Annotated in this window: 32 protein-coding genes; all 32 read right to left on the bottom strand. The window is 29.3% G+C overall.

Features of this window, described 5'->3' with window-relative positions; translation table 11 throughout:
* Positions 1-44 precede the first annotated feature (44 nt).
* Positions 45-2,186, bottom strand: a complete 2,142-nt coding sequence (locus tag CIW83_RS02275; RefSeq protein WP_094899068.1) for a M1 family metallopeptidase — start codon at positions 2,184-2,186, stop codon at positions 45-47.
* Positions 2,187-2,390: 204 nt separating this feature from the next.
* Positions 2,391-3,614 (bottom strand): SDR family NAD(P)-dependent oxidoreductase, encoded by a 1,224-nt coding sequence (locus CIW83_RS02270; RefSeq protein ID WP_094899066.1) that lies wholly within the window; start codon positions 3,612-3,614, stop codon positions 2,391-2,393.
* A 94-nt stretch (positions 3,615-3,708) separates the two neighbouring features.
* Positions 3,709-4,116 carry a DUF3795 domain-containing protein gene (locus CIW83_RS02265; RefSeq protein ID WP_094899064.1) on the bottom strand — a complete coding sequence of 136 codons (408 nt, stop codon included), beginning with the start codon at positions 4,114-4,116 and terminating at the stop codon, positions 3,709-3,711.
* Between the two features lie 140 nt (positions 4,117-4,256).
* Entirely contained in the window at positions 4,257-4,802 is a 546-nt protein-coding gene (locus tag CIW83_RS02260) for a DUF6144 family protein (protein ID WP_094899063.1), read from the bottom strand.
* A 160-nt stretch (positions 4,803-4,962) separates the two neighbouring features.
* The gene (locus CIW83_RS02255; RefSeq protein ID WP_094899061.1) at positions 4,963-5,526 is read right to left on the bottom strand and encodes a nitroreductase family protein; all 564 of its coding nucleotides are present in this window, start codon (positions 5,524-5,526) and stop codon (positions 4,963-4,965) included.
* A gap of 267 nt (positions 5,527-5,793) precedes the next feature.
* Complete coding sequence (locus tag CIW83_RS02250) at positions 5,794-6,048, bottom strand: hypothetical protein (RefSeq protein ID WP_094899060.1); 255 nt, start codon at positions 6,046-6,048, stop codon at positions 5,794-5,796.
* Between the two features lie 2 nt (positions 6,049-6,050).
* The gene (locus CIW83_RS02245) at positions 6,051-6,629 is read right to left on the bottom strand and encodes a GNAT family N-acetyltransferase (protein ID WP_094899058.1); all 579 of its coding nucleotides are present in this window, start codon (positions 6,627-6,629) and stop codon (positions 6,051-6,053) included.
* Between the two features lie 39 nt (positions 6,630-6,668).
* Positions 6,669-7,139 (bottom strand): GNAT family N-acetyltransferase, encoded by a 471-nt coding sequence (locus CIW83_RS02240; protein WP_094899057.1) that lies wholly within the window; start codon positions 7,137-7,139, stop codon positions 6,669-6,671.
* A 301-nt stretch (positions 7,140-7,440) separates the two neighbouring features.
* A complete protein-coding gene (locus tag CIW83_RS02235; RefSeq protein ID WP_094899055.1) occupies positions 7,441-7,776 on the bottom strand; it encodes a divalent cation tolerance protein CutA in 336 nt (111 codons plus the stop codon).
* Between the two features lie 173 nt (positions 7,777-7,949).
* Positions 7,950-8,633, bottom strand: a complete 684-nt coding sequence (locus CIW83_RS02230; protein ID WP_094899054.1) for a hypothetical protein — start codon at positions 8,631-8,633, stop codon at positions 7,950-7,952.
* A 220-nt stretch (positions 8,634-8,853) separates the two neighbouring features.
* Positions 8,854-9,603 carry an aminoglycoside adenylyltransferase domain-containing protein gene (locus CIW83_RS02225; protein ID WP_094899052.1) on the bottom strand — a complete coding sequence of 250 codons (750 nt, stop codon included), beginning with the start codon at positions 9,601-9,603 and terminating at the stop codon, positions 8,854-8,856.
* A gap of 100 nt (positions 9,604-9,703) precedes the next feature.
* Positions 9,704-10,207, bottom strand: a complete 504-nt coding sequence (locus CIW83_RS02220; protein ID WP_094899051.1) for an NUDIX hydrolase — start codon at positions 10,205-10,207, stop codon at positions 9,704-9,706.
* 172 nt (positions 10,208-10,379) lie between these two features.
* A complete protein-coding gene (locus CIW83_RS02215) occupies positions 10,380-10,823 on the bottom strand; it encodes a DUF523 domain-containing protein (protein ID WP_094899049.1) in 444 nt (147 codons plus the stop codon).
* Between the two features lie 120 nt (positions 10,824-10,943).
* Positions 10,944-11,771 (bottom strand): DUF2785 domain-containing protein, encoded by an 828-nt coding sequence (locus tag CIW83_RS02210; protein WP_094899048.1) that lies wholly within the window; start codon positions 11,769-11,771, stop codon positions 10,944-10,946.
* 100 nt (positions 11,772-11,871) lie between these two features.
* Positions 11,872-12,699 carry an endonuclease VIII gene (locus CIW83_RS02205; RefSeq protein ID WP_094899046.1) on the bottom strand — a complete coding sequence of 276 codons (828 nt, stop codon included), beginning with the start codon at positions 12,697-12,699 and terminating at the stop codon, positions 11,872-11,874.
* Between the two features lie 76 nt (positions 12,700-12,775).
* Complete coding sequence (locus CIW83_RS02200; protein ID WP_094899045.1) at positions 12,776-13,417, bottom strand: P-loop NTPase fold protein; 642 nt, start codon at positions 13,415-13,417, stop codon at positions 12,776-12,778.
* Positions 13,418-13,507: 90 nt separating this feature from the next.
* Positions 13,508-13,897, bottom strand: a complete 390-nt coding sequence (locus tag CIW83_RS02195; protein WP_094899043.1) for a DUF6483 family protein — start codon at positions 13,895-13,897, stop codon at positions 13,508-13,510.
* A 48-nt stretch (positions 13,898-13,945) separates the two neighbouring features.
* The gene (locus CIW83_RS02190) at positions 13,946-14,566 is read right to left on the bottom strand and encodes a histidine phosphatase family protein (protein ID WP_094899042.1); all 621 of its coding nucleotides are present in this window, start codon (positions 14,564-14,566) and stop codon (positions 13,946-13,948) included.
* 97 nt (positions 14,567-14,663) lie between these two features.
* Complete coding sequence (locus CIW83_RS02185) at positions 14,664-15,182, bottom strand: hypothetical protein (protein WP_094899040.1); 519 nt, start codon at positions 15,180-15,182, stop codon at positions 14,664-14,666.
* A 119-nt stretch (positions 15,183-15,301) separates the two neighbouring features.
* A complete protein-coding gene (locus CIW83_RS02180; protein ID WP_094899039.1) occupies positions 15,302-15,745 on the bottom strand; it encodes a GNAT family N-acetyltransferase in 444 nt (147 codons plus the stop codon).
* 117 nt (positions 15,746-15,862) lie between these two features.
* On the bottom strand, positions 15,863-16,333 hold the full coding sequence (locus CIW83_RS02175) for a hypothetical protein (RefSeq protein WP_094899037.1): 471 nt from the start codon (positions 16,331-16,333) through the stop codon (positions 15,863-15,865).
* A 123-nt stretch (positions 16,334-16,456) separates the two neighbouring features.
* Positions 16,457-16,981 carry a GNAT family N-acetyltransferase gene (locus CIW83_RS02170; RefSeq protein ID WP_094899036.1) on the bottom strand — a complete coding sequence of 175 codons (525 nt, stop codon included), beginning with the start codon at positions 16,979-16,981 and terminating at the stop codon, positions 16,457-16,459.
* Between the two features lie 118 nt (positions 16,982-17,099).
* Positions 17,100-17,681 (bottom strand): NUDIX hydrolase, encoded by a 582-nt coding sequence (locus CIW83_RS02165; RefSeq protein ID WP_094899034.1) that lies wholly within the window; start codon positions 17,679-17,681, stop codon positions 17,100-17,102.
* A gap of 49 nt (positions 17,682-17,730) precedes the next feature.
* Positions 17,731-18,339, bottom strand: coding sequence for a histidine phosphatase family protein (locus CIW83_RS02160; RefSeq protein WP_094899033.1), 609 nt, complete (start codon positions 18,337-18,339; stop codon positions 17,731-17,733).
* 197 nt (positions 18,340-18,536) lie between these two features.
* Positions 18,537-19,073: a hypothetical protein gene (locus CIW83_RS02155; protein ID WP_094899031.1), complete on the bottom strand. Its 537-nt coding sequence runs from the start codon at positions 19,071-19,073 to the stop codon at positions 18,537-18,539.
* Positions 19,074-19,182: 109 nt separating this feature from the next.
* Positions 19,183-19,785, bottom strand: coding sequence for a phosphotransferase (locus CIW83_RS02150; protein ID WP_304440608.1), 603 nt, complete (start codon positions 19,783-19,785; stop codon positions 19,183-19,185).
* A gap of 33 nt (positions 19,786-19,818) precedes the next feature.
* On the bottom strand, positions 19,819-20,091 hold the full coding sequence (locus CIW83_RS02145) for a hypothetical protein (RefSeq protein WP_094899028.1): 273 nt from the start codon (positions 20,089-20,091) through the stop codon (positions 19,819-19,821).
* A gap of 68 nt (positions 20,092-20,159) precedes the next feature.
* A complete protein-coding gene (locus tag CIW83_RS02140; RefSeq protein WP_143598502.1) occupies positions 20,160-20,660 on the bottom strand; it encodes a hypothetical protein in 501 nt (166 codons plus the stop codon).
* Positions 20,636-20,803: a nucleotidyltransferase domain-containing protein gene (locus CIW83_RS02135; protein ID WP_094899025.1), complete on the bottom strand. Its 168-nt coding sequence runs from the start codon at positions 20,801-20,803 to the stop codon at positions 20,636-20,638. The genes CIW83_RS02140 and CIW83_RS02135 overlap by 25 nt, the downstream gene beginning before the upstream one ends.
* A gap of 2 nt (positions 20,804-20,805) precedes the next feature.
* Positions 20,806-21,048 carry a hypothetical protein gene (locus CIW83_RS02130; protein ID WP_094899024.1) on the bottom strand — a complete coding sequence of 81 codons (243 nt, stop codon included), beginning with the start codon at positions 21,046-21,048 and terminating at the stop codon, positions 20,806-20,808.
* A 176-nt stretch (positions 21,049-21,224) separates the two neighbouring features.
* Positions 21,225-21,545, bottom strand: coding sequence for a hypothetical protein (locus CIW83_RS02125; protein WP_094899022.1), 321 nt, complete (start codon positions 21,543-21,545; stop codon positions 21,225-21,227).
* 447 nt (positions 21,546-21,992) lie between these two features.
* Complete coding sequence (locus tag CIW83_RS02120) at positions 21,993-22,223, bottom strand: PF20097 family protein (protein WP_094899021.1); 231 nt, start codon at positions 22,221-22,223, stop codon at positions 21,993-21,995.
* Between the last annotated feature and the right edge of the window lie 67 nt (positions 22,224-22,290).

Raw genomic sequence — 22,290 nt, 5'->3', positions numbered from 1 at the left:
GGCAAGGTAAACTTGCCTCTATTAATAAATTTGTATTATAGAAATTATTTACTTGATTTATATTTTCCTTGGATCTCTATATCTTTTGTATCTATTATAAACTGCTTATCATGGCTGTACATTGGATTATATTTATAAATTGAAATATCGTATATAATATAACCTTCTCTTACTTCTATCCCATTATTTATATTATTTTTTTCTACAGCAGTATTCTCATACAAGAATATTACCTGTACTAATTTTTCTCGATTGTTAGGATTTTCAGCTATAAAAGTTCCTGTAATATTTTCATTTTTAATGGATATCCCTTCTATATCAATGGTTTCTCCATCTAACTTTATAGGTAATTCAGAGCTCATTTCTTTAATCACACTATGCTTATTTGGATATCCAATTAAAATTAAATTACCCTTTTTATCTGTTTCAGTTATATCTTTTTCTTCTTTAACCTTCATTTGTAAGTCAAATCTACCTGTGCCATCCTTTATTAACATTTGGGTAAACTGCTCGAATTTAGTTAGATCTTCTTCACTTAAATATTCTGGTTTTACTATTATTACATCTTCCCCTTCTAAGGCTCTAAGAGCTATACTGCCTATGATCAATCCATTTCTTTTTTCTGATTCCTTCAAATAACGCTTCTCCTGATTTAGATAATAAACATCTCGTTCCTCTTGTGTTAATTCAATATCCTCCGGATAATAGTTGGGTTGTGTTACTGCAGACTCCATAGAAATCTTTATATCTTTCCCTGCCACTTCTTCTATTATATTTAATAATCCCTCTATGGTTGCATTTTTGAACTCATTTCTTTCATAATAAGTCCTTAATATTTTTATAAATTTTTCTTCTCCTACTTTTTGTTTGAGAGATTCAAAGAAGGCAGGTCCCCTTCTATATATAGCTTCTCCATAATCTCCCCAATCCTTAAACTGGTCTACATTACTATTTAACGGTAATAAAGTTGATGGATATATTGAATTTCGTATAGCAGAATCAATTCCGTTTTGATGATTTTTTCCATATTCTTTTTCAAAGTAGTAAGCAGTAGTAAATACTGTTAATGATTCATCTAAAAAAGGCTCCTCAAATTCATTATTTCCAACTGCTACATACCACCATTGATGAATAGTTTCATGAACTGCTGCTTCTATTAGAAATGAAGCACTTTCTTCTATATTAATATCTTCCATATCCCAGTATCTTCCCATTTGTATTGCTTGAGGGTATTCCATAGCTCCCCCACCTAAATATGTTTCTGCTATCCTCAGTTCATCATAAGGGTACTTCCCTATGGTTTTATTCATAAACCTTACGGTCTTAACTACTTCATCTAATAATATATCTGCAGTCTTACTATCTTTTTTGCCCTCCTCTAAGATATGGTAGTTACTGACTTTAATTCCATCTACTTCCTTAGTCTCTACTTTATATTTATCACTCATAAAAACAACAAAATCTCTAACCTTTTCAGCTCTTATAACTATAGTCTTATTTTCACCATTTTCTTTCTCCTCTATTATGGTTCCTGTTGGCGCTGCTACCATCCTCTTAGGTACAGTAAGCTCTACATCATAATTTGAAATATCACTATAGTTGGACTCTCCTATGGTATGGAATGGATTTTCATCCCATTTCTTATCCTTGTCATTATAGACAGATAGGATCGGATACCAATTTGTCAAGGAATAAACTCCTTCTAAATGATGTAGGCGATGATGTCCCTCGGGAATTTTTACAGTGAATCCAATTTTCACTTCTACCTTATCACCCTTTTTTAATGGTTCTTCCATATTTATTTTTAGTATTTGATTCTCATCTGTATATTTAGTTTCTTTATCATTAATATAAACCTGTTTTATCTTAATATTACCCTTCTGTTCCTCGGTTAACTTAGGCATTTCTTCCCCTTCCATTAGATACATACCACCTATAGCTGGTAATGTCTCATAGGATTCATAAGAATTGGGATAAAGATGAAACACTAGACTATTTAAGTCTGTATTATAATTATTAGTAAAAATAACTTTCTGCTCTCCCTCTACAATATGATCCTCAGTATTTAAAATAATGTTCATTTCATACTGAGTTAGATTACCTAAGTCTACTGCAAATCCCAATTGAAAACTACTTAATAGGATTACTAAAATTAATGCAATTGATAGAAACCTTTTTTTGTTCATGATATATCCCCCCTGATTTTTGGTAATTTTATTATCATCTTATCATAGATTGCCTATAATTTCCAGAATATATAGTATATTTAAAATAAATTAAAATTAATTCCAATAGGTAAAGGTTAAAAATAATACTGGTATTATAATACCAGTATTATATCCATAACCCATTAAATTTCATTAAAAGTTTCCTTTGATAATTTCTACATACTATATTTTCCTCCTAAACTCATTAAATTTTTCAATGGTATTAATCCAGCTTGATATAATATCATAGTATTCTTTTACTCTATCTGGATTCTTTTCATATCCTTTCAACAAATCTATTTGATGTTCATAATATACTCTTAGCTTTTCAACTGGTAATTCTTTAAAATCTCCTTTAGTCAAATCATTGTTAGTAATTCCTTTTTTGAATTCACTTAATCTATCAGAAAAATACTCCGGAGCTGCACCTGTATACTTTTTAAAATCTCGAAGTACCCATTGACGCTCAAATACAGGTCTGTCTTGCCAACCGTCAACTTGTTCTAAAAAAGTCTGTAAAATCTCAGTCATAATTTCTAATACTTTACCTTTTTCATCATCAGAAAGTATGATTCTATTATTTTCTTTCGGCTCATTAATTGACACTCCAATATCCATTAGAGCTTGAATTGAGCTTATCTCCAACCCATTATAAATGTTAGCATTTGCTACAGATGCAGCAAAACCTGCTCCAGCTTCTTCCACACTTAGCAATACATATTCATTCATTTTATAAAACTCATCTACAGTTTTACCATACAATGGAGCTATTTCAGTTATAGCTTTATGTGCGGTATCTGTTTTAACCATACCAGGCCCTATGGAGTATGTAATAATTCCTGTACCATCTAGCTCTCCAGTTAAAGTATTTGATAACTCTACTTGTGATGTTTTAAAGACCTCATATGCACCCATATAAGGCGCGGCACCTGAAGAAGGAACGAAAGCTAGAACTCCTGACTTTTGTTCTAGCATCTTAGGCAAAAAATATTCAATAAGAAGTACTGGACCCCTCAGATTTGTTCTATAGCTTAAATCCCAGTTTTCAATTCCGATCTTATGCACTGCACCTATGGGAGCGACTGTTGCGTTATTTATGAGAATATCTAACTTTTCAAATTCTGCATATATTTTTTGTGATAGTTTTTTTACTTTTCTTTCACAACCTATATCTGTATGAATAAAAATACAACAATTTGATCCAAACTCTGATTTTAGTTTTTTCTCTGCCAATCTACCTTTGTTTTTATCTATATCACCAATAATAACCTTCACACCAAGCCAAATTAGAGAACGGGCGGCCTCAAATCCTATTCCACCGCCTGCACCAGTAATAAGTGCAACCTTTCCTTTTAATTGTCCCTTATGAAGTGAGCCCTTGCTTATAATTAGAGTATCATTTGACAAAACTTATCCCTCCATACCAGAAATCTTAATTCTAAAAATTTGAAACATTTACATCTAGGAATCTACACCTTCAAAACCCACAGGCTATAAAGTCCTAATTTTTCTTTATGTATTCCTTTAGCCTAGTGAAATTGTCATAAGCTAATAAATTACTATTATATTCATCAGCACAAAAATTACTTCCTAGCTTTTCTTTGGCCTCTTGAAAAGACAGTCCTCTTCTTTCATTAAAAACTGTACACGGAAAATCAATGCATTCTCCACAATTATCAATTTTCTTATCTATTACACATTTACGAACAGGACAATCATCATCTATACGCTTGGCATTTTCTTTATTACATCTACATCCATCACAGTATATTTCTTCTGGTGGTATATCAAGATCATAATATTTTTTCCACATATTACTTAAGATTTCTCTTTCATCTTTATTTATTATATTAGGGGCAAAAGCCTTACATAAATCACACTTATATCCACACATTGTTATTTCTTCCATAGATAATCTTACACCTTTCTTTTTGGCTTCTTTTTAATTAAAATTAATCTCTTTATATCTTCAGTTAAATTCATATCATATACATTAATCCAGAGCAATTCACCATCACAAATCTACTAATTACATTATTTATTAACATTCTAAATCCTTACTTTGAAAATGCAATCTTTTCCACCACATGCCACAGTTTCTTGAATTTCTGACTCAACCGCTTTGCCACAAATAAAATTAAATGTTTTTATTACATGACCATTACAACATTCACACCATGTTTTTGACATAGATTCATAACTATCTAATTTTCTAAACATTCCACATACGCATTTATTCCATCCAAAAGAAACAATAAGCAGATCCTCGTCTTTTTTTACATATCCTGGAGAAAGTAGTTTTGAGTACTCTACGCAAAATTCATCAAGACTTTGGCTTCTCTCTTTCAACTCATTGATTTCTTGAGCCTGTTTTTTGGTTAAATTACACGTATATTTTTGTCTTATTTTAATAATTGTATCTCTATCAAGTAGCTCGTCCATTCTATCCATGACTATTTTCCCTAATTTTGCTTGTTCCTGTGCAGGCATTTTATCTGGAAGTGTCAAGTATTCAGGAAATATCTTAATTGCCATATCATATCCCAATTCTTCCTTTATACTGCGAAATATTTGATAAAATTTAAAAATTGCCATCTATATCACCCCATAATCCTTTTATATCTATAATGCCATTCTTAATATGACGACAGTATGTCATATTTAATATTTGGGTTAAACATAAATCTATAATCCTTGAAAAGTCAACTAATCTTCTAGTGAAGTTTATTAGTTTAACTTGCTTAAAGGTAGTACTCTAGTAATGTCCTATAACCGACTTATCCTTTGTTCTATGCTTGCGGTTAGGTTCGTATTCCTGCCAATATACTCTTTTTTCATTAAATCGTGTTCTTGCCTCTTTCTCTTCTGCAGGATATCCAACATAAACAATACCTAAAGGAGTAACATACCCAGGTATATTAAGTATCTTCTTTAATGGTCTTATATTGCTTTCCAAAGGATATATTCCTATCCAGACTGATCCAAGTCCCATACTAGTCGCTGCGATTAAAATATTTTCTATTGCAGCACTGCAATCTTGCACCCACATTTCTTGAGACGGACCTTTAAAAGCTAATTTCATATTCCCACATACAACAATAGCAACAGGTGCATTGTATCTAGCAAAAATCAATTTATCTCTTAATTCAGAAAGTTTTTCATCATCATCAACAACTATAAACTCCCATGGTTGACAATTTGCCGCTGTAGGTGCTGCTGTAGCAGCTTTCAACAAAGTTATAATCATATCTTTTTCAACTTTCTTGTCTAAATAGTGTCTTATACTTCTTCTCTTATAAATCATTTCGATTACTTCCACTCTAAAACCCCTTTCAGCTCAAAGCATATGGTTTTTTTATAAATAATTTTACTTAATAATCATTAATCTATAAATACAAGAACATAACTAATGCTTGAGGTAAATATATTGTTATAAAATGTTCTTATCTTCCTATCCTTCCATATAAGTCTTACTTAAAATAACAACCTAATTTTTTTAATAGTATTTCGTCTTAATGTAATATCTTGTAAAGTTAATTCTTATTGCCTACAACACTCACAAAACTTATAAATCTAGTTTAACAAGCTATTGATTCAAATTTAACACTTCTTTTAAAATAAAAAATCGCTTTTTTAACCCTTTGTAGTCTTTAATATTCCTATTTAATTTATCTATCAAAGGTCCTACCATTCTATATAATGCTGCATTTAATAGTAATAAGTAGAAAGCATCTTTTTCAATATTAATATCATCTTTAAAAATAAAGTTGTCGGCACCCAAATCTGAATGTATTAGTTGCTTATTTTTGTCTGTTATTCTTGACTTGTTTTTAGCTAGCATATTTATAGCATCATAGACATATCTTTGGTACTATTTAAGAGTTCATCTATATCATCATAAACAAACCCTATTTCTTCTAGTGTTTGCTTACCAATTTGTATATTTCTTGTTAATTTACTATTTCCACCTATTTTTTTATAAAATTTCACATTAGGATTATCTTTTAACGCCCATATTACAACCTTACCATAATTTTCATTAATCAAATCATTTACTGCAAAATTTATTAATTTCTTACCTATACCCCTCTGTTGATATTCCTTTAATATATAAATAGCATAGATTTCCCCAGCATTTGTTAAACCATATCTATCTTCTTGTCTACACTTGCCATAAGTTGCTGTGCCTATAACTTTTTCATTATCTATTGCTACACATTTATAGAATTTTCTGCCTTCTACCTCAAGTCTACCAAAATTATCTTTGTCTCTTTTTACTCTATTTTCTCTTTCCTTTTCCTTTTCCCTTTCCAATAAATAATCTTCATCTATAATGCTGGCATAGGTAGTCCTCCATGTTTTTAAGTTTACATCTATCATGTCTTCAATATCTTTAGCTTCTGCATATCTAATTTTTATCATTTCTCTCTTCCTTTCTATAAAGGCTTTACAAAAAGTTTCTTATAAAAAGCCAAGTTTTTTATATAAATTATAAGCAGGTATATTATCGCTATGAACATCCAATACAACCTCATTTATATTTCTTTTGATCATATCATTTATACACTTTGCTAATAAAGTAGATCCAACCCCCATATTACGATAGTCCCTTAGAACTCCCATTGAATAAATATGTAAATTCTCATTTCCCTCCGGTAAACCTACTAATAAGCCAATAACTTTATTATTATCATACGCTGTAAGAATATATCTCTGTGGAAAATCACCTAATCTACCACTCTGTAGAGCATTCAAAAATCCATCTGGTTTTTTACCTGCAATATCTGGATCTAAAATTCCCTCCATAATATTTGGTAAACATTGTCTTAGAGTTTCAATTAACTCTGAATCTTCTAAGATTAATTCTTGAACCTCCCAGTTTGGAAAGACTTCTATGTTCTTTACCAAACTCTTTTTTAACATAAACTTCATCTCTATTAACTCCTTTATCTTCTTTTTACTCTATATTTTTCTAACAAAAAAAGCTAATCCCATTAAAAACTAAGAGAATCTTAAATATCATATATATGCTATTTAAGATTTCTTAATTTTATAATAAAACTTATACATAACTATTTATTCTATAAAATTTATTAAATCCCTTCTTTTTCTCATTAATATTTTGGAAAATATCATTTTTAAAAAAGCATGTAATCTTTCTTTTGATTACACGCTTTTTTAATGTGAACTTTCTTTTGATTTCCATGTGCCCTATTTCTATAAAAATTCACTTTTATAATTCAAATAAATCATTTATGATTGGGATTATATTGAATAATGGCTCTTCATATGGATGAATTTTCTTAATAGCTTCAATTGCATTTTTAACATATTCCATTTTACACCTTACTTCAACCTTGCACTCCTCACCTTCACAGATCTCTCCAACCTGACCATTATAAGGATTAGTTCCTTCTAAGGGTCTCCAATATCCCTTAACATTAGTTACAGACATACAATTATCATAATTTCCTACTCTACAGGCATTTGCTCTATTCAGCTCATCTCTTAGGTCTATGATATATTCTTCTGGAATATAGATTTCAATCTTTACCTCTTTAATTTCCATAGTTTTATTCACTCCTATTATACCTTAACCTTTGCATTTATTATTACAAACTCTACCAATTGTAAAGTTTTCAAATTTCATCTTTACTTTTAAAAAAACTTCAAATAATATTGATACCATCAAGACATTAATTAGCCACTCATATAAACATAACATGCCTCATATCTAGACTCTTACTTTTCTCTTGGTCTATTTTTCTTTTTTGCACTTAATGATTCATTTATATGAACTACATGATGTCTTGTAGCTGGCATCAATATTATCCCTGCTACATTTTTTCTTCCCCAGAAATCTATTAACCAATTTGCTCCTTCAACATCTAAAACTGCACCTTCTTCCAAAACACGATTCAATCTATCTTTTTCAATTTTTCTTTTCATATCAGCTGGTTTAAGACTTTTTATAATTTCTATTGTTCTTCTTCCTACAGCTACTCTATAATTTTTTAATTCCTCCATATTAATATGTTTACTGAATTCCATTATATCTTCTCCTGTCATTGCATTTCCTGTATCAATTATTTTGGAATTTATTTTTTCTTTCCAATCTTCCACATTAAAAACTTGTTCACTTCCAGCAACTAATATATTCATTGTTATATCTTCTATTCTTGAAGAATGCCATATGCCATATGCTATAGTTCGCCCTTTTTCATTTGTGGAAGTTCTAAATGTATTTTCATCTAATCCTTCCCATAATTCATCTTCAAATGTTTTCTTATCTATTCCTGACATATTGGATGAATGAACCATTGAATGTAATTCCAAACATAACTTTATACTTTCTTCAATATTATCTCGTTTAAGAATTATCTCCCTCAATTGTTTTATATCTTTATTCCAAGATTTTATATCCATTTCATATTCTCCCTATAGTTCTTTATTATATCTTTTTATTTCGACAACATAGTATCAAATAAAAAAGTTATCCAAATAATACTAAACAAGAGTCACATAGCTTGTAACTCAAGTTAATCATCCTCAAATTTGTATCTCAATCACTTCAGATGTTTTGCAGAACGAATATAGTACATTCTCTACACTCCCTTTAAACTTCATTCCACAACAAGCACTATTTCTATTTATATACCTTTATTTCTTTTAACATATAATTAGCATAATCTTTTAGTATATCCTTGCTATATTTCATCTGATTTAATTTATTAGTATATACATTAACAGCATCTTCCACAATTCTTCTATATTTTTGTGGCATCACTTTCTTAGCCCAGTTTCCAGCCTCTAGCTTTGAACAAACTACATTTTCCTTCATATAATATAATACCCTACATAAATTTAAAGTAATGTAAACCGTATTTTCCACTATATTTTCCTCAGCATTTTTTATATCATTAACAATTGAATCTATATAATATTTTCTTGGTACATCTTCAAATACTTCCTCAATCTTTTTACCATATAAACAAATACCTCTATTTATAACTATTGTGAAATGAGCAGCTAAATCCTCGTCCGTGGAATTTCCACAAATATAATTATTATAAGATAGATACTTCTCTCTATGAGAATCTGAATAATGCAATTCAAATGGTGTGGGATATATAAATTCTTTCGCATACTTTTCTAGAACAATACTCATCTCTATTCCTTTTTTAGGTAAATTGTCTAAATGTATTATTGATTCAATAATATCTTTCTTCGTTGCAACATCTATAGCTTCTCTTACTACAACAAGAAAATCTATATCACTTTCATTTGTATAGCATCCCATCGCCAATGAACCATGTAAATATATTCCCACAAGATTTTTATCTAATATATTTTTATACCTTTGAACTATAATATCTAATATTTTCTTAGGTTCCATCTTCTCACCTTGCTCTAATATTTTTCTAAAAAATCTGAAAGTAATGCTATGATACCCTTTAAGATTGGTTATAGATATATAATTATCATAATCTCATACTCTATCTAGATTTTATTTTATATTTTAAGTATTTCTTTAATGTTACAACATGCATGGGATAAAAGGCTTTTTCATTACCTTCTAATAGTTCTTGCAACTCATTCAATGATATCCATCTAATATTTTTTGCTTCATTTGTATTTCTCAATAATTCTCCATTGGCCTTACAGATGAATGTTTGTACCATTATGGGATATGTACCCTGGATATTTTGACTACATGAAAAAGGAATATAATTTAAAACTTTATAATCATTTTCTTGAAAAATTAGAGCTTCATTTTCGCCTTCAATATATGTAACTTCCAGCCCTGTTTCTTCCCAAATTTCCCTTCTTAAACAATCGAAGATGTTTTCAAATTCTCTAATCTTACCTGCAGGTATTTCAATCAATCCTGATTCTGATTTGGCATCGTCTTTATACCTATCTTGAATTAATATGTAATCTATTCCAGATATATTTTTCTCAATTATTCCGCCTACACCAGGCTTAGAAAACAGTTCCATAACTTTATCCTCCTAAGTTTATATGCCTGTTCTTATTAAAATATGGGGGCTGGATATCTCTAACCCTATACTCTGCAATGCAACATAGCTCTTGTGGTCATATATTATTGTAAAATGCGACAACACAATTTTTTCTTCTAAAACAGTTCAATTTCTAAATCCGATATTGCGATTATACCACTGACATATCTAAATTATTTTCTGTATATACTTCAACATTATTTTTAATTAATAGTTCTGCAACTAAGCCATTTCCTTCTATCAAATTACCTGAAAATGTTCCATCATATATAAATCCACAACCACAGGAAGGACTTTTCGACTTTAATATTGCTTTTTTGATGCCTATGGCTTTGGCAATTGCTAGAGTCTTTTTCGCACCTTCAATGAATTGTTTAGTAAAATCTTGTCCGTCCTCACTAATTACTTTTATATCTCCATTCTCATATATAACAATCTCACAGCTTGACCTTGGGGTAGATAATCCAGCTAGTTGCTCTGGACACACAGGTATTGCCTTTCCTTGATTAACCAATCCCACTATGGCTTTATGTTCACTATTTCCTCCATTATATCTACAATTAATTCCTACTAAACATGAGCTCACTAAATACATACTTTAATAACTCCTTTTATCATTTTAAATAAAATACAATTTTAAATTCTAGACTATCATTGATACCTCGACAAGTAATAATATGACAACTATCACGACAAACTTAGGTAACAATGATTTCTAATTAAAGCTACTTATTTTTGTTAAGGTATCTTTTATTTGCTCGGTTAGAATTTCAGTATTATCTAATCTGATTAATCTAAAATATAAACTTCTTAATAAATTTTTTACATTAATTAATAGATTATCATCTTCTGGATATATTCCTGTCCTTTGTAATACATTAAAACTCTTTATCCATTCACAAAATTCTCCATCTGTTATTATTTTTCTATTGAATATACTTATTATTGTAGTTACTAATCTTTCATCTTCTTCATTAATATATACATAATTATTAATACAGATTTTATTTTTAATTATTTCTAGCATGTATAATAACTCTTCATGTCCTATTTCTGAACAAATAGCTAAATCATCTAGTGCATCTGCAGCATGTGCGACTGAATGTGCCCATCCTTGATCTTTTACATATCCCCTTAAATCTTTCTCCTTTATAAAATAATCTACTACTTTTATATAGACTTCTTTAATATCCTTTTCTGAAAGAAATTTAAATTGTCTATTATTAATAAGTATCAGCGGTATCAATAAAATAGAAAAGGAACGAGTAAATACTGAATCAGTATTTGTCTCCCCAATTTTAAAGAATAGATGATTATCATCCATACTAATTGCTAGCAATTCCTTTAATTTATCAGTTGCAATCTCATTATTCGTAATCCAATGATACATTACTGAATATATTAACTTATCTCGTAACTCTGGATCTGTACTACCTATATCATAGATCATTTTCGTAACAAGCTCATTAACATTTACCTCTGCTGGGACTCTATAATTATCTTCTTTTATTTCTTTTAATATTTGCTTTAGATTGTTTTCCATATATAAATCTCCTCATTTCATCATTTATTTCCATTCAATCCATTGCTCTCAAAATCCAATTATTTCACTATATACCACAGTAATTAATATAAAAGTTTATTTATTGTAACTGACATCCTTCACAATAATAAATACTTCCTCCCAGATAAGCTTCCTTAATGATATTCTTGCCACAAATCTTACATGGCTCTTTCACGGTATTCTTGCTTAATTTTGTAGCATAACCTCCAGAACATCCAAATAAATCCTTTTCTGTATCTCGTCCACCTTTTGTCACCATCTCATTCAAAGTAGATTTAATAGAGTGATATAGTCTCTCTATCTCTTCATTTGAAAGTGTTGATATCTTTCTTTTAGGATGAAGTTTGACATTAAATAATATATCTTGTAATACTCCATTTCCAAGACCAGGTATACGTTGTTCTGTAGCTAAAAGAAATTTTACACTTTTCTTCTGTAAATTTTCATCCGATATAATTTTTTCATAATACTTAAAATCAAATTCTCTAGATAAAGGAGATGGTTTCTCTTTAGCTAATTCATAATATACATTATCGAATTCTCCATCTTTAAAACACCATATTCCACCGTACATTTGAATAGATGCAACAAGTGAAGAACTATCGTCAAACTGTATTAACAATTGATGCTTTTGTGGCAATTTCTGACCTTTATCAAAGTATCGCAAATTTACTCCATCACCTAATAATAATATAATATCACCTAAGCTGATTTCAACCAAACCGGCATATGCACAAGCTTCCTCTATGATCTTACCATTTAATTTTGAATTATACTCACTAGGATCACCATAATACCAAGCAAACTTATGGGGTGATTGATTAGTAATAACATCATTAATCTTTTTGCCTCTTAAAGTTTCATTTATTTGACATGATAAGGTGATAGCTTCTGGTATTTCAATCATACAATTCCCTCCTAATATATAGTTACTTCTTGTCTATTTAACAAATATAGCAGTCTAATAGTTCTAGTTTATTGACTCATAACATATAGATATTCTCCTCTTCCTTTCTAACATAATTTAATACATAGTCAGAATTTTGGATAGGGCTATATTCTTCAATATATTTATCTTCCGCTGGAAAATATCGTCTTTCATATTTCGATTTTATTTCTTCCGAATTTCCTATATACTTGTCTCTATTTATTACACGATTTAATCTCACCTCTTTTGGCACATCTAGATAAATTACGTAATCAAAGTATTCTCTTATCTCTTTCCTTTGTAAAAATATGCCTTCCAATAATATAATTGAACCTTGAGGTATTTTTATTTGTTCTAAAGTATATATATCATTATCTTTATCATATATTTCAATTTCCTTGTCAATTTCGATTCCTTCCTTTATTGGCATCAAAATCTCTTTAATTAAATAATCGTATCTCCATTGGATATTATAATAGCAATACCATTCTTCTTTAGATTCATTATATCTAATATTTTTTGGATGTATGAAATCATCAATATGTAGTATAGCTGTATTATAATCTCTATTGTTCAATTGTAACTTTAATGAGTTAACTATTGTGGTCTTACCAGCTCCCCCTAAGCCATCAATTCCTATGATTAAGTTTTTTTGTAAAGTATGCTTTTCTATTATTTTATCTAGTAATTTCTCCATTTAAAATCACCTAAGTTCTCTATAATATTCTTTTCTATTCATTTACCTCACCTCAAGTCCAAACCCCTGTACTCGTTAGCATATATCTCATCAATATTCCTTCCAGCTAATCCCTAAACCTTCAAATTTAATACTATATAACCTCAATATATCTTCAAGACCTAATTTTATTTCTTCACGACTAAAGTCTGCTTCTTCTAATTCTTCATCACTCAATTTATTTACTTTATCATAAAAATCCATAGCTATTTTTATGTATATTAAATCATTTGTTTCTATATTTTCAAACAATAGGTCTTCTGCTTCATTGACTTTTAGATTATTTATCAGGTTTATTAACCTTTCGTATAATAGGTGAACTTTTTCAGAATTACTTTCACCGTGGATATTTAGTTCCACACTATCCTTCTTAAATAATACCTTCCCTATCATATGTATAAAGCTTGTAATCTGCCTCATTATCCAATCTTGATGATACATAATTTTCACCTCTTTAGCTCTTTTTTATCTTTAATTACTTTAATGAATTTACTCATTTAGCCTTAATAAATGTTCCTGCTTATTTAAAAATATAATCCTTCTTTCGTTACCACTCACCTTCCATAAATGCATCCCCGCATCACCAGTACTTATATATGAATCGGTATTAACTGGTAGCATCATAAAACTTCTAAAAAGCATATTTATCATTCCACCATGTGACACTATACATATCCTAGTTTTATTTTCTTCTTTCTCATATTTATATATAAACTTTGACCAAAACATCTCTGCTCTAGCTCTAAAATTAATATATGACTCTGATTGTGCAAATTCATCATGAGGCTTTCTTCCACCTTTTGGAATAGGAAATTTCTCATTTGCTTCTGAACGATATAAACCTGCTAATAAACCATTATTCCACTCCATTAACTCATCATCAAAGATTATGTCTATACCAGTTTCTTCACTTATAAACTCAGCCGTTTTTGCTGCTCTCTTTAGTGGACTGCTTAAAATAATATCAATTTCATAATGATCTTTTATCCATTTCCCAGCACATTTAGCTTGTCTATATCCTAATTCTGTAAGTTCAAAATCTGCTCGCCCTTCATGTCTATCTTCTAAATCAGCAATAGACTGTCCATGTCTTACCACTAATATTTCCATCCTACTTCCCCCTTATCATGTCTCGTAAATCTCTAATTTAATTATTTTGATATATGCTAATGATTTACTAAGCTGAAACTTAACTAATATTCCTTTATCATTCTAAATCGTGAGAATATATTATATTAAAGTCCTTTTCATTTACAACAGATAATTCCATGCGAACAATTTTCCCTTTGAATTGAATAAATCTTTTTGACATTTCACCAATAATCCCACCTAAGTCTTCTATTTCACTATAATAGAGAGATATATGAGGTAACCATAATCCTGAATCAACACTTGTCCACATGTTGCAATAAGAATCATATTCTTGATGATATTCCTCATAATATTCTAATAATTTTCCTGAAGTAGAAGGTATGCAAGCTATACAATTAGTTGTTAGAAAACCCAATGCTGAGCAATTTATATAGAATGATTTTTTTCCCTTTACAAATTTCTTGGTATACTCCAAAATTTTATCTATATCAATATCTATAAAACTTGCAAATGTAATATGTCCATAGATAGGATTATATTCAATGTCAAATAGTTCTAATGCCTTTCTTAACTCATCTAATTTTTGATTAGTAGTTTCATCTAATATCCAAATAGCATATACTTGATTGGCCATATTTATCTCCTCCTATAAGGCATATCTTTAACCAAACTTTGCTCTCCGTGAAAGGATATAATATCTTAAAATATAGACTATACTACACGTAGTTTACTAAGTATAATCCTTTTCTTCACTTAAAAGTCAAGTGCCATGATAATTTCATCATCATCCTCTTCTTCTTCATACGTATGATAAAATCCAATACTGGTAAATAGATTTACAGCAGCCTCATTTCCCTTACAATAGCAAAGCTTAACACGATTATATTTACCCTTCTCCTTCATTCTGTTAAGAATAAGCTCTAATGCGGCCCTAGCATAACCCATCCCTTGAAATCCTTCATCAATCATAAATTGATCTAGAATATAGCAACTAGACGGCCATTCTCTATAAAATAACAGCCCAATCATTTCATCATCATTACAGATAATTAACGCCTCACTGACTTCATCTCTATATGCATATGCCCTTGCAAGGATTCTCACATTAGGAGAAACAAAACTCTCTTGCTCTTTGCTAACCCTTAACTCATTTACAATTCTCCAATTATCTGGCGTAACTTCTTCTAAATGTATCATTTATTTATCCTCCCAAAATATAAATATCTTTATTGTACAAGATGAAAAGAATATGTATTGACTAAACAACATGCTATGTTCATTTTGTTCAATCATATAAATTAGAATTTATTAAGCTTATTTTATTGCTTTTACATGTTGAATATGTATTCCTATATGTCCTATACCAATTATGATGGCAGATGCAATCAGCCAAATAACTTTGCCATAAATACCCAATAGTAAAAAGGCCATGACAGGCAGACTCGCAAGAGGTACGGGAATCCCACAAAAACTACGATAAAAATTTTCTTCTATATGTTCATTCATAAAATATCTAATCCAACAAATCTCATAAAAAATCATCAGTAAAAATGATGATATTAACCATAAACTCCTTGATGAAAATGAAACAATATTAAAATCACTAAAAATCAATACGATACAGGTACAACATACTTGTCCAGCACGTTCAAGTAATAATAATATTTTATTCTCTTGGGTATTGTCATAATCTATTGGCTGATTCTTACTCCAAATAATATTTGGAATAAATAACATTAGTAAATATATCAGACCTATATATGAAAATCCTAAATGTCCTAGCATATGGTACCTCCTCAACAAATTATTATTTTGCTATATGCTATAAATCCTTATTTATCTGTCAATTATATAAATAATATTTACTTCTTTTACATCTCTTAAAATATAATTTATTGATAATATTCCTTACTTTAATCTATTTGTGTTTTTTAACATATAGTTCAATTTGTCTTCCCATCTATCATGCATATCATAACGATGCTCTTCTCTATTGATAAATTCAAATCCAAGCCTATCGAATATCCTTTGCATTCTAAGATTGGAACCCATTGTATCAGCATATATGTAATTAAGTTCTAAAACATTAAATGCATAATCTATTGCCATTTCAACTGCTTCTGTTCCATATCCTAACCCCTTATATTTATCATTAACAAGAGCAATGCCAAGTTCACATTGACTTTTTCCATGATTAATCCTTTTAAAAGATAATTCACCTATTAGGGTTTCATCTGATAAAAAAATCCCTACCCTCGGATACCATGATTCTTTTTTAGTGATAGAATCATATCCTGTATCTACTTCTTCTTTATTATAAACATAAGGATTGGGATCCATAATTGGATCTGGGATATACGATTTCCAAAATTGATGATATTCTTCCCTTGTAAATGTTCTTAAGTATATTCTATTTCCTTCAATATTAATCATAAGTTCCTCCTTAAAAAATATAAATAATTTCTACTTATCTATAAAATCTACCTTGCATAAGTATCCTTCAACGCTACAAGAATTTAAGAAAGCTTGCATGGCTTTTATTACTCCTAAACTAATAGCTTATAATCTTATCTCTAATAAGCAAAGCCCTATGAATTAATTTATTATATAAATAAACATCATTAGAATCAAAGTAATCCTCAGTAAATCTATCTAAAGCAAACCAACTAACATCACTGTTTTCATCTTCATTTACTATAAGTGTTTCTTCTTCACTTGCAATAAGAATATATGCTACTGAAAGGTGCAAATGTGCACTAACATACTTATTTTTTCTCACATGTCCAAATACAGGTAGAATATCAATAGATACAATGTTTTCTATAAGAGCCGTTAATGTGTTTATCCCTGTTTCTTCTTTTGCCTCTTTAATTGCAACATGTAAAAAGTCTGCATCACCATCAACATGTCCGCCAGTCCAAGCCCAAGTATTTCGTATATTGTGATGAACCATTAGTACTTTATCCAGTGATTTATTCATTATAAATCCAGAACTTGTAATATGTGCAAATTCATTTTCTCTTAACAAAATATTATGAGGAAATTTTTCTATATAATCAAGAATTATCCTTTTATCTTGAATTTCCTGTTCATTGGCAGGAGTGAAATTAACAATTTGTTTTATATAATCCATTTATGTCCTCCTTAAATCATCCTAGGTAATGAAAGAAATATCTATTAAATCAATTCAAATGATCTATGTAGTTACTTAAAGTTATTTTCATTTTTCCTTCATCCAATTCAACCTTATGTATACTTGTGTTTTCAGACTTGAAAACCTTATTTTTATTGCTCCACTCTATCTCTTTTATTAAATGATATATGATATTTATCACTCCACCATGTGTAACTACTAATATATCTTCATTTTTGGTGGAAACTTCATCTACTAACTTATAAAACGTTCTTTCTATTCTATATAAAAATTCTCTTGGACTTTCTCCTCCTAGATATCTTTCATCCATTCCCAATGTGTTAAAGTATAAACCTGGAAATGCTGTTTTAGCTTTTTCATTTGACATGCCAGCCATTATTCCATTGTTATGTTCTCTCCATTTCTGCTCTAATTCAACTTTCATTTCACACTTTTTAGCAATATAGGATGCTGTTTCTTTTGCTCTATTTAAATCACTACTAATTATTCTATTAAAATTAAATCTCTCTTTATTTTCATGTAAATATTCAGCAAGTATCTGAGCTTGCTTCTTTCCTTCGTCCGCTAAACCTCTTTGACTCCATCCTCCCCTAAATCCTTCCTCTTCCTTTCCATGTCTTACAAGATAAATAGTCATGCCTATACCCCCTCGTTTTATATTTGACCTATCTATCTATCAAATCCTTCTTTACTAAATGCATCTTAGCAAAATGTCTTTCTTCGTTATATATAAAACCTAAATCTATATATCCTTTATCTAAAAACCAATTAAGTGGACCATTTGGAAATGGGGTATTCTCGGAAGCTATGGCTATTATAGATTTAAATCCTAATTCAGGTAATTCTTCCTCTAGCCTTAGGTATAGGATATGGAACTGCTACTGAAGGAACAAATTCTGCTCCTCCAATACAAACTTTATTTAAGTAATGGAGTTTTCCAATGTATGGGAGATTATATTTTTCCCTTAAAGTTTTTATCCAATTTCCTTTCTCATTACAATAAACATTTTTCTTAGAAGAAGAACATAGAACACAAGTATCTGTAATTGTTTTTTCTGTTAAATCTTTTATATCTCCTATAATAATATTATTACTTATTTTAACATTATAAGGTCTCGCCTTTGGTATAATCCCATTTAAAATACTTTCTAAGTTATCCATAGAAATAGGTCCATGCCATCTTAAATTATCATCAATTACAATCATATTAGGAGAAAATATATTTAAATATTGAGCAATCTTATGATTTTTTGATATATCAAATAAATTAATTTTACATCTCTTATCACCTGAAAAGATATTTAATAACTCTTTTATTTTATAATTATGTGGACATTGGTCTCCCCAATAATAAAAATCAATTTTTGTCATATTCTTCACATCCTTAACTAGCATATATTTAAGAACTTCTTTCATTATGTTTACTATTTAATATGGCTAGTGTCAGAGAAAATGTAGTACCCTCTACACAAAAATAGTATTATATGAAATTTTCACAAATGATATTACTTAATTTTAGTTCTAAATCTATCATCTTTTTTACACTTTCAATAAAATTTGGTTTATTACTAGAATAAAGTAATAATGCAAGCATGCCTCTCAATATCCACAACTGAATATTCTTCTGTAATTTTTCCCATTTGGAATCCTCCATATAGTTTTTATATTCTTCATGAAAAGCACGTAAATATTTACAAGTAAACTCTTCACTTAAATCAAAGCTAATCATGGATGTTAAAATAGCTGCAATATCTAAATGATTATCTCCCTTTCTGACCTCGCCAAAATCAATAATGTATACTTTTGGTGAATTATATAGCAAATTCCATTTTCCCAAGTCTCCATGTATAAATGTATTCTTTATATTTTGATATGTAGCCATCTCATCGATTAATTCTTCAAAATTACTCGCAGTAAATGTGGAGCAATCAAATTGTTTTTGAACATCTTTCCATTTATTCTTAGTTTGTTTCCATAGATCTTCCAAGCTAAATCTATCTTCTTGTTCAATCAAATCTGTATTATTTTTTAGCTTACTATGTAGTATACCTAAAACTCTTCCCAATTCTTTAAATGTTTCCAAATCATTTTTTATAGGCTGAGAAGGTATATATTCCTATAGGTTATAGTAATTTCCTAAATAATGGCTATATCCAATATTAGATTTAGTTGTAACTATTTTGGGACATATATCATCATTAGCTAAAATATTTGATATAGCATACTCAGTTACACCTTGCTCTATATTTTTTAACTTTCGTAGAACCCATTGTCCTTTATTTGATAAGATATAACTTGCGTCTGAAGTATTTCCTTTATTTATTGGTTGCATCATTAGTATTTTCCCAATAGAATAATCATAGAGTATATTCTCAATATTTTCATTCATAATTTTTTCCTCCATTAAAACAACATAAAATCTCTATAACTTAACCACGAATTGCAGACGAAAGGTACTTACTTAATCCATGGATGTCCCTCTGGATATACTATATTCATAGCATTTATAAACCAATCATATCTTTCTTTTTCAAGCTTATTTATTACTGCATCAAAGTCATGTTTATAATCATTATTCTCATAATTTCTTGACTTATAAAGTAATATAACTTCTGGAGCGAGAATACTAATTTTATCTTTTTTTATAAAAGCCTTATCTGTATTAATCATAATGTTGTGATTTTTTTGATAATAAAAAATGCCATTTTCTACTTTATTAAATAAAACCTCTATAAAATCTAGCTCTGTTTGTTCTCTATCAATAAACTTCACATATCTAAATACGCCATCGGTTTTCTCAGTCTTTATAAAATCAGAATTTTTTTTGTAACACCAAATATTATCAAAATATAATTCTGAATTCTCAAGAGCAAATTCTACTGGCACTAATCTTTGATTACCAACGGGTGCATCTATCTCCCACCCCTTTGATTTTAGGTACTGAATACATACTTCCATATCATCAAACTAACAGTTATATCTATATCTTTATGCTTCCTTGTTATACTTCCTAAAAAAACATCAATAGCAAATCCTCCACAAAGATGCCACTCCACGTCCATATCATATAAATGATTACATAAATCATCTAATAGCTTCATTTTTATTTCCTCACCTTATTTATTTTTTCATTTCCACGTTTGAAATTACCAGTAATTTTAGCCATAATTAACTGTGACTCTAGGGTATCTGCATTTTCTATTTTAGCTAAAAACTTCTCACTATCTTTACCTTTCAGAATCATTACCTGTTTTTCATGCCAGAATATAAATACTTTGTTATCTTTTGATACTCTATATGAAAAACACTCTTCTTGAAGTCTATTATGTTTATCTATATTATTCAACTACATCGTCCTCCTAAATAAATGTTCTTACTCTCTAAAAACTTTAAGTTACAACATTATCTTTATGCTTATTTCAAATACATGTCTATGAACTTAACCCCTGAGAAAAATCCCATTCTATGGTACATTCCTTCAGCTGGATTACCAATAGTAATACACAATATTTTCTCTAGTTATTACTTCTCATTATTATCTATATAGGTTTCACAGGCTTGAAGAATTATCAATAGAGCTTGGCAAATGATTTTCCAGATTAAAATCGATATAATTAAGAAACCTATGCCAATTAAAATACCAAGTATGATATTAGGCCCAGATGTAAAAGTAAACCAACCAGGTGTCTCTGCTGGAATCTGATGGGTTGCTGGAAATAAAACAGCAAAATATTTTCCTATCCAAAAAGCTGGAAGAAATAAAGTAAATATTCCTATATAAAAGATCCTCTCCATAAGACTAAAAGCAGAATCTTTCTCGAAAGATAAAAAGTTCTTAAGCATAACATAATACCTCCTCGATTAAGGTTATCAATAATGACAACCAACTAATAACTATCTATCCTAATATTATTCTACATTGTTTTCTAAATTCCTCCTTTTCTCAAAATATTCTTTAATAATCTTATACTAAGTAATGTACAATACAAAAAGGCTATAATAGTCAGATGATTATTATAGCTTTTCATTGTCCTTATATCATTTCCAATTTTTAAATACTTGTTAGCGTATTTGTAATTAGTAGCACTACTTACTTTCTACTTGAAAGGACTTTATAGATTAAACTCGCTCTAATGTTGCCTCTCTATAAATAATTTTCAGAAACTTATTTTCAAACAAATAAAGTGACTAAACATTTATGTTAAAGTTTTGATCCTTAGTAACATCTTTTTTTCTTTGACTTTTCACATAATATAAAAATTCCGTCTCAAATAATATTACAAATTATACTTATTTTCTTTGATCAATTTTGTTTTCCACATCAATAATAATTTTCTTACAATTTTTACAGCAAAATGATTCCACACTATTATTCATAGATGCATCCGAGAGTTTTATCCCCCTTGCAAACCATTGAAATATAAGTCCTTTATCTTTCTCTTCTGGAATCCATTTAAGGGAATACCTATCCCCATATATAAATCCTCGTTTCATTTCTTCTCCACAATATGGGCATTTCATGTAGTTTCCATCCTTTCATCTCTACTCTTATTGAATATAACTTTATAAAGTAGATGTCTTAACTATG

It is taken from the genome of Tissierella sp. P1, from assembly GCF_002266425.1.
GTDB lineage: Bacteria > Bacillota > Clostridia > Tissierellales > Tissierellaceae > Tissierella > Tissierella carlieri.
The sequence above is the reverse complement of the archived record's forward strand: the minus strand, read 5'-3'. Positions and strand labels throughout refer to the sequence as shown.